The sequence below is a fragment of the Brucella sp. MAB-22 genome (assembly GCF_025908475.1).
GTDB classification, from domain to species: Bacteria; Pseudomonadota; Alphaproteobacteria; order Rhizobiales; family Rhizobiaceae; genus Brucella; species Brucella anthropi.
The window spans coordinates 949,209-962,674 of the sequence record NZ_CP109781.1 but is presented as its reverse complement, the minus strand read 5'-3'; the positions used below and the strand labels follow the sequence as shown (position 1 = coordinate 962,674).

The window sequence follows — 13,466 nt, the reverse complement described above, 5'->3', positions numbered from 1 at the left end:
GAAACAAAACTTCCACGCCGGGCTTGCCACCATGCACAGAGAGAAAAAAGCCGCGGATTTCTCCGCGGCTTCATCATAGGACCTGTTCAGAGGCTTATTCGGCCTTCAGGAACTCACCCACTTCCAGCAGCACGAATTCATTGTCATCCACCTTGTCGAGGAAACGACCAGCTGAGAACGGCAGATTGTTGTCGTTGCCGACCACAATATGCGTGTCGTCCACACGATCCACATTCTCGATGGTCAGGAACGGCATATCGTAAATGCCTTCACGTCCACCTTGACGGCGCTTGTTTTCCGGGTCGGCGATGGCGAGCAGATCGATATAGCCGATCTTGCGCACTTCCTTGCCGACATTGCTGTCGTCGAAAGCGATCTTGTAGATGCGCTTGACCTTCGACGGCACATCGAAGCAATCGGCCTGCGGCTTCTTCGGATCGGCGCAAGCCTTGTCCGCCGTGCCGACGCCGTTGTCACGCTCGATGACCAGCGCCGTGGTTTCATCCAGCATGTTGAAATCGCCGATGGCTTCGCCACCCTCGGCCAGAGGATAGAGCCAGGAGCGGCCTGTCCACTTCTTGTCGGCAACGTTGAATTCGATGACCCGCAGGCCCGTCTTGCCGCTTTCAGTCTTTTCCGGCGCGCCATCGACGAAAAGCGGGCCTTCCAGAAGACCATAAAGCTTCGAGCCGTCCTTCGACATCGCCAGCCCCTCGAAGCCCCCCGAGCGCTTCAGATTGTAAGACGGCAGTTTGAGGCTCGGATTGGCGGGCAAAGCGAGCTTCGGATTGTCCGGTGACACGACTTGTGTCTCACCGACAACCGTCGGAATAACGTCGGTCAGCTTGCCGTCCATATCGAATTTCAACAGGAAAGGACCGAATTCCTCGCCGACCCAGAAGCCATCCGCAACGGGCTGGATAGATTCCACATCGAAATCGGCGCCGGTCAGATAGCGCTTTTCAGCGCCTTCCATGACGATGGGAAACGGAGCCTTCTTGTCCGGATCGCTGAGGAACACGGTCTTCACGCGCTCCACCGTACCCTTGTCCCAGTCGAACTTGACATTGTGCAGCATCAGCATGGCATCCGGCGAGTTAAGCTTGGAGCCGAAGCCATTGTCGGACAGTGACCAGAAGCTGCCGTCTTCCATGGTCTTGATGCCGGAAAAGCCCTGCACCGGCTGGCCGTCGAACGGCAAAGACAGGCCGGTCTTGCGCACGCCGTCCTTGCCTTCAACAGTGCCGATGCCCTCAGCACGCTTGCGGTCGGCGGTGGTGAACTTGCCCGACGTCTTCAGGTGATCCGCCGCGTCTTCCGGTGCAGCGATGATCGTGTTCGCGGGCAGGATGGCATGGGCCTTGAGCGTTGCAGGAAAAGCCTTTTCTTCAGCGGAGGCCGGAAAAGCCAATGCGACGGCACCGGCAAGCATGGTCGAAGCGACGAGACGCGATATCATGATAAGTCCCCGTTGGAATTCAAATACAGGGACGCAATTAGGCTGGCTTTGTATCGCTGGCTTGACGCTTCCATGAAGCTTTGACGAAGGCCCCCAACTTTCACCGGGGGCCAACTGTCTCATCAAGTCATTACACCAGGTCGCTGAGATGCTAACGCATCACGCCCTGAAAATGCTCAGTCGCCGCACGGGCTTAACCAAAACTCGATGAGTTAAACTCATCGAGTTTTGGTATTACACCGCGATCTTGCCGCCGCCCTGCTTGGTGATTGCCACCACGGCAGGCCGAACCGGCATATCGTCCTTGAAATCCGGCCAGCGGGTGGACAGGTCCTCGTAATAGGACGGACGGCCATGACCGTCCCAATCCTCGCCGCCGTCGCCCGGATGCTGCACGGCGACGAAAGCCGTCTCATCGTCGGGTGCGAACAGCGGACCGCACATTTCTGCACCCACCGGCACGCGGTAGAACAGTTTCGAGGTCGCGCGCGCATCGCCTTCCGTATCGACCGCCCAAAGTCCGTCCGTGCGACCGGTACCCTTGTTGCTGTTGCCATCGGTTGCGACCCAAAGCCGACCGGCACTGTCGACGGCGGCGTTGTCCGGCATACCGAACCAGCCATTGCGCGTCGTATCGGTGGAAAAGCTGGCACCGACTTCTGCCACAGAAGGATCGCCGCATTTCAACAGCACCTCCCACTTGCCCGTCGTGGCGGCAAAATCCTGACCATCTTCCTCGATCTCGATGATATGGCCGAAGGCGTTCTTGGCGCGCGGATTGGCGGCATCCACCTGATCGTCCTTGCGCTTGGTATTGTTGGTGAGCATGACATAAACACGGCCATTGACCGGGTTCGGCTGCACGTCCTCGGGGCGATCCATCTTGGTCGCGCCGAGAAGATCACCGGCACGCCGGGTTTCGATCAGCACATCGGCCTGACTTTTGAAGCCGTTCTGCTCGGTCAGCGGACCCTGACCGAATACCAGCGGCATCCACTCAACCTTGCCATCTTCATGGAATTTGGCCACGTGAAGCGTGCCTTCATCCAGCAGATCCATATTGGCAGCGCGATCATCCGGGTTGAACTTGCCCGCCGTCACGAACTTGTAGACATAGTCGAAGCGTTCGTCGTCGCCCAGATAGAAGACCACGCGCCCGTCCTTGTTGACGATGGATTCGGCGCCCTCATGCTTGAAACGGCCAAGCGCGGTCCGCTTCTTCGGCACGGAGTTCGGATCGGACACATCGACCTCGACGATCCAGCCGAAACGGTTCGGTTCGTTCGGTTCCTTGGAAACATCGAAACGGTCGTAGAAACGTCCCCATTCGTATGAACCTTCGGGAATGCCCATGCGCTTGTAATTGGCCGTCTCCGCGTGACCTTCCGGCAGTTCGCCGATGAAATAGCCATGGATGTTTTCCTCGGCCATGATGTAGGTGCCCCAGGGTGTGACGCCGCCTGCACAATTGTTGACCGTGCCGAAAACCTTGGTGCCGGAAGGATCGGCATTGGTCTTGACGCGATCATGACCGGCGGCGGGACCGCTCAGCGCCATCTCGGTATTGGAGGTGATGCGGCGATTGTTTGCACCGTCGAGCACCGGTTGCCACTTGCCGTCCTGCTTGCGGATTTCGACAATCGTGCCGCCATGGGCGGCCATTTCGATATCCACCTGTTCCTTCGAAAGCGGAGCCTGCTCTACCTTGCCGTCGACGATCTTGACGAGACCGGGGAACATCAGGTGCGGATTGGTATATTCGTGATTGACCACGAGGAAGCCATGTTCCGGCGATCCCTCGATGGCGATATAGCCGACATAATCATTGTTGTAGCCGAACTGGCGCGCCTGCGCTTCGGCTGACTGTTTGGTCGGATCGAATTCCGGCGCATCGGCGAAAAGCTTGTCACCCCAGCGCAAAAGCACATCGGCATCATAGCCTTCCGCGACATGGTGATGGGCATCCACACCGGCCTCGACCTCCTTGAAGGAAAAGGCCGAACCGGATGCAGCGCGCGCATCACCGGCGCTCATCAGGGCGAGCGGGCTGACCGTTGCCGCAATGGCCGAGACAGCGAGCGATCCACGCAGAAAGCCACGGCGGGAAAAGCGCCGGCTGATGATTTCGCCCATGGTTGGATTATCGGACGGATTGCGCGGATCGGCATCTGCTTCTTCCAACTGGCTGGTCTTGAACAGACTTTGCTGGGAAAGATTCTCTGACATTGCTGGCTCCCTATCGAATTGTGGAGTTGCAAATTAGAAGCACTAGATGACAGCCGGACGACATCGGGCTGTCCAAATTGGATTCCCACATGCATCGCGGGCCTGCATGGTTGCGTCTCTGTTGTCCGCTCAGGTTTTGTATGAGTGAAGACGCGCTCGCTGATGCGATAATTATTCAAACTGATAGACCAGCAGCCCAACTCTGCCTACTCTGTCAGTATAATTTCATTCCAGATTTGAGATATATTCGCTCTTCAATAAGTATATAGGTGAAGAATGGCTATCGAAATCTCGTTGAAACCCGGATTCTTGGTCATGAATGGCGATGATCACGAGTATGTTTTGGTGACACTAACCAATAACGGACAAGGTTTTTCCGGAGAGGTAAATATATATTCCGATAATTCGACAGAGCTTTTAACTGCGCAGTTCGGTATTGACGAAAGCACTATAGTTACAAAGCCGGATGGCACATATGAAGCTGGCTTCTCATCAGATTATGATGGGCGATCAAAACCGCCACATAGCGGCCCTCTGCCCACGATGAATGGTACAATTTACTTTCAATACGCTGACGATCATGGCGTCAATACCGCCTGCAATGTCTCTATCGGAGCACTGGACGAATAATATTATGGGCTAATTGCCAAATATCCTCTTAAACCCGGATGCGTCGTCACATCCATCTCATCGTTTGAAACGGAATAGCTGACCCAGTCAAAAAATGTTCTAACCAGCTGTAGAATAATTTTGCCGGTAAATGCGCTTTCCGATAAAACCATCCCGGTTTATCGATTGAGGGGTTGGTTATGACCGACGCGACGGCTGCACGACGCAATATTGTTATCCTGACGATTGCACAGGCACTGGGCGCTTCCAGCCCGCCTATCGTGATTTCGCTTGGCGGTCTGGTAGGCCAGAAACTGTCTTCCGATCCGGCACTCGTCACGCTGCCCGTCAGTCTGTTCAATCTCGGCCTTGCGCTTGGCACACTGCCTGCCGCTTTCTTCATGCGCCAGTTCGGACGCCGCAATGCCTATATGCTGGGCGCGCTTGTCGGCGCCTCGGCAGGTGTGATCGCAGCCGCAGGTATTTTTGCCGCCTCCTTCCTCATCTTCTGTCTCGGAACGTTGACTGCCGGTTTCTACGCCTCTTATGTCCAGAGCTATCGCTTTGCCGCGACCGATGCGGCAACGGACGACATGAAGGCGCGCGCCATATCATGGGTCATGGTGGGTGGGCTCGTTGCGGCAATCGTTGGGCCACAGCTCGTCATCTGGACACGCGATACCATTCCGGATGCGATGTTTGCTGGCAGTTTCCTCAGCCAGGCTGTTCTTGGGCTTCTCGCCCTCCCCGTCCTTTTCATGCTGCGCGCACCGAAGGTCCGGAAAGATCCGAACGCTATCCATGATACAGGCCGCCCGCTGGGCGAAATTCTCCGTTCACCGCGCTTCATCCTTTCCGTGGCTGCTGGCGTCTGTTCCTATGCGCTGATGACTTTCGTGATGACGGCAGCGCCCATCGCCATGGTCGGCCATGGCCATTCCGTCGATCATGCGGCCCTTGGCATCCAGTGGCATGTGCTTGCCATGTTCGCGCCAAGCTTCTTCACCGGAAAGCTCATCACCCGTTTCGGCAAGGAAAAGATCACCGCGCTCGGTCTGGTTTTGATCGCGTTCTCCGCCATTATTGCATTGGGCGGCTTTGATGTCGGTCATTTCTGGGGTGCGCTGATCTTCCTTGGTATCGGCTGGAATTTCGGCTTTATTGGCGCGACTGCCATGGTGACCGACTGCCACACGCCAGCTGAACGCGGCAAGGCGCAGGGCGCCAATGATTTCATCATGTTTGGTACAGTGGCCTGCGCTTCGTTCTTTGCAGGGTCGCTGCTGCATTCGTCAGGCTGGGAAACCATCAACTGGCTCGTCTTCCCGATCGTCGCCCTTGTTCTGGTTCCGCTTATCCTGCGCCTGAAGCCGAAAGGCGCAGCAGCCGAAGCCTGACCGATTAAAAACCCTGCTCTCTCATCCAGAGCCTGCCGCCTTCGGACACCGCGTCATAAACCGTACCACCGAGAGCGGCGCCGATATCCGTATGCAAACCCGCATATGATGCTGCCTCTCCCGCCTGCCCGTGTGGAGCGGAAACGGCGATGCAATCCGTTCCAGTCCCTGTTGCGGTTCTACCGCCGACAATTAGGCCAAGTTCGATAATGGCAGTGGTGCGGGCCTCGGCAGCAATCGACATTGCCTCTATATGGGCTGCGACCGACAATGGTTTGTCGATGTGGACCAGAAGATTGATCGTTCCAACGGGCATCTTCATCTGTGTGAGTTCCCCCACCCTTCCCGCATTCGACAGGCCGACAGTGGCAAGACAGGCGGCATGCGTTTCGCCGGAGCGTCGCGTCGCAACATGGTGCTTCTGTACGCTGCGCGATGTCATCATCTGCACCGCTCCGCCGTAACCGGCTTCGGCCAGTTTCTCCTGCAGCATAAGCACCGGGTCCACTTCCAACGTCAGATCGTCATTGCGTACTTCCAGCCAGGCGACGGAGCACGCCGAAACGAACCCCGGACGTGTCAGAGACCAGCTCAGGATGTTTTGCCTGTCTGGGAATTCAGCCGCGAGGATCGGGCCGGAACAATGGATTGAAAAAGGCAGCATGACCAACCTATCGCAGATCGGTGCGAAGTTCGCGACCAGCGCCTGCCAGCCATCCACAGGAGCGCAATGTCGCGATACCAACGGCGCGGCGATAAAGCACGCCTTCGTGACTTGGCCCTGGTTTCGCCAGACGGTATTGATCTCGGGATATTGTTTCGCGCGTCACGGAAACGGACAAGCGGTTTGCTTTGGATTGCGTCATGATCAACGATCTCACCGATGAGATATTCTGGATATTCACCATCGGGTGCTGCATCCTCTTCATCATGCGCCTTCTTTCGCCTCCCCCGCGTCATAAGGTTGATCAAAAACAAGACCTAAACACTTTGCGCCCTCGCCGCCGTTCACGCCGTCGCCGCTTTCAGGCACTGGACTAAGACCAGACCTAGCAGCCACATAAAGTTTCAAAGCGCGAACCCTTCGCGAGCTGTATAGTCTTAACCGCAATTGCCGTGTCTGTTTTCCGGCCTACACTGGATAGCTTGATCTCCTTGAACTTCATGAACGATACGAAACCTAAATAGCCGTTTGGTTTTGTCACGCTGACTGGGCTTTATGGTTAACGACTTTGTCCATTCAGGGCAGCCATAAGCATTGGTCTGATCGAGAACGAACCGTTGGCAGCCTTTTCCGTCAGAATTCGCAAATAGCCGCCAGCGGACTGGATTTGCTCATAGCGCTGCAGGATATAAGCGATCACGATCGATGCATTGTGAGTTCCCAGCGTTTTCTTTGCGAGATCGTAGAGCTTTCCATCGATCCCGAGGAAAGAGCGTACTTTCTCTGCTGTATTGGCCAAATCCTGCCAATGTCGGATGGATGAAATCGCATAGGCCGTGATCTCGGGACAGGAACGGAGCACCATGTCGAGCGAAACCGTGGGTTCAAACGGAGCGCTGGTGATTTCATTGATGCGCTGATCGATAAATTCAGGCGTTGCCTTTTCAAAATGGGAATCTGGATTCGATTCAATTTGCTGCCGCTCATTTTGAGATTCATTGGCGCGCAAATTTTGAACATTTTCATGAATTTTCAACGCGTTATCGATTTCTGTACGAATGTACTGCATGGATTCGACCAGAGCCGCCAGTTCTTCATAGTCTGCACGACGAGGAATGCTGTCGACGATCAGGCGGAAACGATGATGGATGTCTTCCCAGTCTCCGGCCAGTTCTTCCAGTGCGGCGAATTCGATAAGCTTGGTAATGTCACGGCGCAGCAATGTCAGGCGTTCGCGCATTTCACGCAACGCCGTCTTTTCTGCCCTCACCTGCTCTGCAGCCGCTTCCAGTTCACAAGCACGTGCCAGCAGCGGTGTCAGTGAAAAGCCGAATGCAATTTGCACGTCTCCACTTTTGGCACGGCGTGCATAGCGCTTACCATTCGGGCTGTCCTGACGATGGATGAAACCGCTATCGACCAGCGCTGCCAGATGACGGCGCAAGGTTGCATCGGCCATGCCATGGGCTCGCAATGCCAGTTGCTTGTTGGACGGGAACACGATCAGGCTGTTCTGCGCATTCAGTTCCGTTTCCGGATAGAATGACAACAGGGCTGAAAGAACCGCCAGAGAACGATCATTCAGGCCGAACTGCGTCTTTGCTTCGCACAGCCAGCGATGTAGTTGCCACTTATCGGCAACCGTTCCCGGTGCGATTTGCTGTGTGTTCTGTTGACTTGCCAACAAGGCAAACGTCATCCTTCGACTGCCAAACGGCGTCGAGGCCAATTGAATCTCCATTTTCTTTCACCTTCCACAAGGCAAAAGAAATCCACCCGCCGAAATGACGCTAATTACACTTGACAGTGATTCGTGGATTTGCGATTCTCTAGCTGCTAAACCAATGAGAAGGGCTTCCACACGGCGACGTTTGGGGGCCTTTTTCTTTTGCTGTCTCGTTCCTCTTCCTGAACAGTTTCAACGCAAACACACTTACTATTGAACGCTAGCGCATTTCCTGTTTGTTTGAACGCATTGGAAATGCTCCATTTCTTTGTTTTACGCATGTCTTTACCCCGAAACCGGTTCCCACTTTCGGGAGACATGCTCTACACAGTCGAACCGTGGCAACCGCCGCCGTTCGTTACGCTTACTTACTTCTCCTCGCTCTGGAACGACGCATAAAGTTCATCCAGATTACGAGAAAGCCAATCGGCAAAACGAGGCCCGTTGGCTGCACTGAGCGCCAATGTAGCCGATTTGCCATTCTGTTTGATAACTGCGCTGACCGTCTTGTCAGAAGCTGTCCAGCTGGTGCCAGGACGCAGAGCCGCCTTGGTAACAGGCTTCTTCTGCTTGCCGCCTTTCAGATAGCCGTAAAGCTGCTCAAAACGATCAACGGACGTCGCGTTTGAAAATGCTGATGTCACCAGAAGCTCTTCTGCAGCATCTTTTCTGCCCGGGATCTCGATCAGTTTCCGCAGTTCCAACCAGCGGTCACGACCAATGCCCTTGGCCGGACCGATAGCCAGAAGAATATGTTCCGGAATAGCCTTCGGAATGGTCAGCATCTTCGACAAGGTCTGGTAATCGACTGTCAATGCTGCCTGTATGGCTTCACGCTCAAAACCAAGCGCTTCCAGACGCGCTGCAAAGAAAACACGCTCAATGAAGCTCAAATTGGCGCGCGCCGAGTTTTCCTGGCCCTGGCTCAGAATATGTTCCAGATCGGCGAGGGGCTTGATGACGGCTTTGACCTTGATGCCAAGCTCTCTGGCAACCCGCGCGCGCCGATGGCCGAAAACGATCATATAGCGATCGCTGGTCTTGGGATGCGGACGAACGAGAATAGGACTGTCCTGACCACGTTCGCGAATGGCTTCCAGAAGTTCCCGATATTCTTCGTCATCCGTTTCAGGCAGACGGTCCGCCACGAAGGAGACATCAAGATTGGCGGGATCAAGCTCGATAATGGCTTCGCCATCAAGCTTCTGGGCTGCCTGCTTTGCCAGCTCGTCAATCGAAGCGGACAGAGACTTGGCGGCACCGAACCGGCGCGATACGTTTTCGACCGACTGTGAGGCTTGTTCGGCCGCCGGTTCGTCCCGCATAACGCTTTCGAAGATGTTCTTTCTTGCCATTCTCATGTCCTCAAACCGGTCAGAGACCTGATTTTATTCAATATTCGCCGCTTTAGACGGCAGTCTAACGCCCCCATGCCTCGTGAATGAGGCCGCGAATTTCAGCGTTAACCGCTTCCATGGCTTCCATGGCGCGATCATAGGTGCCGCGATTCATCGATGAACGCTCGACCTCGTAAAGCGTCTGCTTGGTCAGACCAGCATCCGAAATCGCGGTTGATTTCAACATCTGGTGCTTCAGCATGTGCGAGGCGAGCATGCTCTGCATAAAACCGACCATCTGCGCCTGCGGAACGTCGGTCGGCTCGTAACGGGTAATCAGATAGCGGAACCAGTCGAGTTGCACCGCACCACCTGCCTGACGAACGGTCTTCAGAATGTCGCCGAGCATCAGGAGGAATTGCGACATGGACATCAGGTCGAGCATCTGCGGGTGAACGGTAATCAGGACGGATGTTGCGGCAGATAGCGCCGTCAGCGTCAGATAGCCGAGCTGGGGAGGGCAGTCGATGACGACCACATCATAGTCACCATCCACATCGGCGAGAGCCTGCGCGATGCGGTTCCAGAAAGTCTTGCCCTCGCCGCCATTCTGCATGGCAAGCGGGGTATCATACTCATATTCCTGCAGCTCCAGCATGGCTGGAATAATATCGAGGCCGGGGAAATTCGTCCGGCGAATGACCTCACGGATAGACTTCCTTTCGGAATCGTAACGAATGGCTTCATAGAGCGACGGAAACTCATCGAGCTCCGGCTGAATGCCATGCAGAGCCGATAGCGAAGCCTGCGGGTCGAGATCGATTGCAAGTACGCGATGACCGGTCAGGGCCATGTGTTGCGCCAGATGTGCAGCCGTTGTCGTCTTGCCCGAGCCGCCCTTGAAATTGACGACGCCGATGACCTGAAGCTTCTCATTGCCGCGACGATGCGGAACGTAGCGCTTCACCTCAGCGCGACCATTCTGGTCAAGCCACTGGCGCAGCTCCTGAATCTGTTCGACACTATAGGCGCGACGGCCACCTGTCAGAATGGTCGGCTCGACACCTTTACCTTCCAGATGTAGTTTCTTGAGATTGCTGGGGGAGACACCAAGGAAGTACGCAGCCTCGGCCATCGAAAACTGGCGCAGCATATTCTTGCGCGCATCTGGCGGAAAGTTTTCGTGACGCAGCAGATTGAGCTTGCGAGAAATCTCGCGCCCTTGCGATAGTATCATGTCGTCAAACGACAAAGCTGCTGCTGGATTTGCGATATTCATTTACTTGGGATCCCTAGTGACGGCACTGGAACTAATACCGCCTAAATATCGTCATTATGTCCGATTCTTATTCTATCGCAAGAGGCGACCGAATTAACAAAGAGTTAGCGCCGAGAGTAAAACTAAACAAAATTTTATCGATTCGGCTGAAGTTGGTCTATCTATTTGTTTTTGTATGATAATATTGATTTTAGACGGCAGTCTATGATTCAGAGGCCTCCTTCATCTGAAGATTTCAATTGAGAAGAGTCTGTTTCCACATGGGAATGAGGCAGCTTTCCCGTTGTTGGAGGCACCGGGCTGATTCTCTGACGGTATAGTTTATCAAGCATCATTCCGACGCCGAAATGATAAATTGGCATTGCTTGAACCCGTCGGACGGAGTGGTTCTGCTCGGATCCTAGCTCGAGAAGAGACAGGTTATACAGAACGGAAATTTGGGGCGTTACCAACGCGTATGTTGTTCGCAGCGAAGCATGCCTTCTGCGCTTTTCCCCATGCTGAGGTTTGTCCTGAATGGTTTTTGACCAGGTCGATAACCGCCGTTGGAAAGTACAAGGAAGGCGACATACTCATTTTATGACGGGATGATTTCGCTAACGGCTTTATTTCGGCCCGCTTCACATGACTTCCTGCAGATGCGACGGAGCGAATACGAAACGCGCAATTGCGGAACGATAGAAGGTGCGCCGGTGGCTCCGGCGATCTAACGACGAAAGCTCGAAGAGGGGAGGGGCGGTGAATTTTTTTTGAAAGTTAGAGGCCGGATTCGTTGCGGCTCGGTTCCAATTTTGATGTCGAGCTCGTTTTTTGGCTTCCGATCACTGGTTTCAATGACCATGGCCTTTCTCCCACGATGGTGCAAACCAGCGCCTCCCATCTTTCAGTCTGTGGGGCTTTTCATCTCTGGGGGATAGATTTCTTAACCAAATCGGGTTAGCATCGGAATCGTCAAGGAGATTGCTCCTGCGCTGTCAGATCAACGCATCGCGACGCGCCACATACCCTTCCCAGAACAGCGAAAACCATTGTCAGCCAGACGAAATCTAAGGCGGATTTAGCTTTAGTAGTGTCCATAATCGCTAAGTTTTTCAGTATATTACCTATGCGACTCGACATCATAGAAAGTGGCCGACAGGATTGATTGGTTATGCGTGTTCGGTAAGACGATGCTCGCAGGAGTGCTATGCAAGAGAAGAAGCTGGCGACGGCTTCATTGCATATGGCCATTGCTATCTCTGGCTGCGAAGAGATGCGTTATGCCAAGCTCATGCTTTCAAGCTGCATAGGCTGTCCGTTCGTCAGCCCTGCCCTCTTTGCCTGGGCCGACAAGTGTTGAGCGTAGGAAAAATTGTAGGGAGCGCTTGTCAGCAATGGCGCCCCGAACTTCGCCACGTCCTTCGGTACCAATCCAAATCGTGCCTTGAATGCCTTCGTAAATTGTGTGCCGTCATTAAAACCGCATTGATAGGCTATTCTTTTCAGTGAGGCCGACGGTCCTGTCTGCCTCACCAGCGTTTGGTATGCACTGTCGAGCCGTTTATCGCGAATGACCTTGGCTACGCCTCCATCAGGTTCAAAGGCGCGATAGAGGTGTGAGCGAGAGACGCGAAAGTTTCGCATGATGGATTGGGGGCTGAGCGAGGGGTTGTTCAGGTTTTCATTGATGTGAGCGAGGATGCATTTACGCATCGTGAGGTTCACGGCTGCATTTTCGATGGCGTCGCCTTTGATGCTGGCATTCAGCAGAGAAAGCATCGCTTCTTGCGCTGAATAGACCTCTGACGCACTCAATTTGCTGGCTACGTCGTGCAGTCCTCGTAAATAAGCAAACAGGAGACGCGTCATTGGTTCATGGGCACGCAGAACGACGCCATGCAGATTTCGCCACCCAACCACCTTCTCCAGCTCGTCGCGCGCAAGCATCACGGTGATGCGGCTTCCTTCATATGCCGTGCTTTGAACTGTTTGTGTGAAATCTATGATGACGATATCGCCAGGCTTGGCCCAGACGTCGACGCCGTTGAAATCGCCGCGTAAATCCCCAGCGGTTATGAGCTGGAGAATATATTGGTCGAGGCCTCCATGTGCGATGATCTTAGGCGTGCGTAGATAGTTTTGGGTGTTGAAACGGGTCGAGCCAATTTGAAGGGAAGAGCTGATCGCACTGCCCCTTGCGAAGCCAAAAAGCTGATAATTTCGTATTTCTCCATCCAATGTGATTTCATACATTGGCTTCAGAACTTCACGCCAAAAATCGTTACGTAATTGATCTTCGATCATATCTGTCGAAAAAGAGATCTGATTCATTATGGCTTGCCGACATGCCCAATCCGAGAAACAGTGGCTATCATAGCCCTGTTTATAGGGAGTTTGGAAGATCGATTATTGGTTCAGCTGCAAACGGATTGCTCGGGATCGCGTCGTCGTCATTTTGGCGTTTCAGGAGCTGCAGTTTTTGATGTTCTGAGGTTGCCAATTTGATCAGTTCTTCGTTCTTTCCTGAAGACATAGCCAGCACCGGAGCGGACATGCCGGTGTCGAATGCGTTCTTAGGCAGGTGGTCAGCTGTTTTCGCATAAGCCATGACACGTTATCTGAAACAGAAAAATCAAGGTTTCTGAGGTTCAGGCTAATATAGATAGAACTCAGTTTAAATATATAATAATTTAGAAATTTATTGCTCTATTCAATACCGGTGTATTCATTCAATATATTATACGGAAAGGGAGGGATGATTATATTATGAACAAGTGATCGAAAATTATT

Annotated in this window: 11 protein-coding genes; 2 read left to right on the top strand and 9 right to left on the bottom strand. The window is 53.8% G+C overall.

Going from position 1 to position 13,466, the window contains the following annotated elements; all coding sequences use genetic code 11:
- Positions 1–94: 94 nt before the first annotated feature.
- A complete protein-coding gene (locus OHI65_RS04250; RefSeq protein ID WP_125301099.1) occupies positions 95–1,459 on the bottom strand; it encodes an esterase-like activity of phytase family protein in 1,365 nt (454 codons plus the stop codon).
- A gap of 234 nt (positions 1,460–1,693) precedes the next feature.
- Positions 1,694–3,685: a PhoX family protein gene (locus tag OHI65_RS04245; protein ID WP_094515464.1), complete on the bottom strand. Its 1,992-nt coding sequence runs from the start codon at positions 3,683–3,685 to the stop codon at positions 1,694–1,696.
- A gap of 276 nt (positions 3,686–3,961) precedes the next feature.
- Here OHI65_RS04245 and OHI65_RS04240 point away from each other — a divergent pair, with 276 nt between their 5' ends.
- Entirely contained in the window at positions 3,962–4,315 is a 354-nt protein-coding gene (locus OHI65_RS04240; RefSeq protein WP_264358741.1) for a hypothetical protein, read from the top strand.
- A 179-nt stretch (positions 4,316–4,494) separates the two neighbouring features.
- Complete coding sequence (locus OHI65_RS04235; RefSeq protein WP_125301100.1) at positions 4,495–5,691, top strand: MFS transporter; 1,197 nt, start codon at positions 4,495–4,497, stop codon at positions 5,689–5,691.
- 4 nt (positions 5,692–5,695) lie between these two features.
- Here OHI65_RS04235 and OHI65_RS04230 read toward each other — a convergent pair whose 3' ends face one another.
- The 7 genes from OHI65_RS04230 to OHI65_RS04200 form a co-directional block, all read right to left on the bottom strand.
- Positions 5,696–6,355, bottom strand: coding sequence for an adenosylcobinamide amidohydrolase (locus tag OHI65_RS04230; RefSeq protein WP_094515491.1), 660 nt, complete (start codon positions 6,353–6,355; stop codon positions 5,696–5,698).
- Between the two features lie 7 nt (positions 6,356–6,362).
- Positions 6,363–6,623, bottom strand: a complete 261-nt coding sequence (locus OHI65_RS04225; RefSeq protein WP_185758003.1) for a hypothetical protein — start codon at positions 6,621–6,623, stop codon at positions 6,363–6,365.
- A gap of 291 nt (positions 6,624–6,914) precedes the next feature.
- Positions 6,915–8,096 (bottom strand): plasmid replication protein RepC, encoded by a 1,182-nt coding sequence (gene repC / locus OHI65_RS04220; protein WP_094515466.1) that lies wholly within the window; start codon positions 8,094–8,096, stop codon positions 6,915–6,917.
- Between the two features lie 353 nt (positions 8,097–8,449).
- Positions 8,450–9,436 carry a plasmid partitioning protein RepB gene (gene repB / locus OHI65_RS04215; protein WP_012093717.1) on the bottom strand — a complete coding sequence of 329 codons (987 nt, stop codon included), beginning with the start codon at positions 9,434–9,436 and terminating at the stop codon, positions 8,450–8,452.
- A gap of 64 nt (positions 9,437–9,500) precedes the next feature.
- Positions 9,501–10,697: a plasmid partitioning protein RepA gene (gene repA, locus OHI65_RS04210; protein WP_012093718.1), complete on the bottom strand. Its 1,197-nt coding sequence runs from the start codon at positions 10,695–10,697 to the stop codon at positions 9,501–9,503.
- Between the two features lie 1,257 nt (positions 10,698–11,954).
- Positions 11,955–13,007 carry a helix-turn-helix domain-containing protein gene (locus OHI65_RS04205; protein ID WP_011982514.1) on the bottom strand — a complete coding sequence of 351 codons (1,053 nt, stop codon included), beginning with the start codon at positions 13,005–13,007 and terminating at the stop codon, positions 11,955–11,957.
- A gap of 52 nt (positions 13,008–13,059) precedes the next feature.
- Entirely contained in the window at positions 13,060–13,284 is a 225-nt protein-coding gene (locus OHI65_RS04200; protein ID WP_125301102.1) for a hypothetical protein, read from the bottom strand.
- Positions 13,285–13,466: the final 182 nt, after the last annotated feature.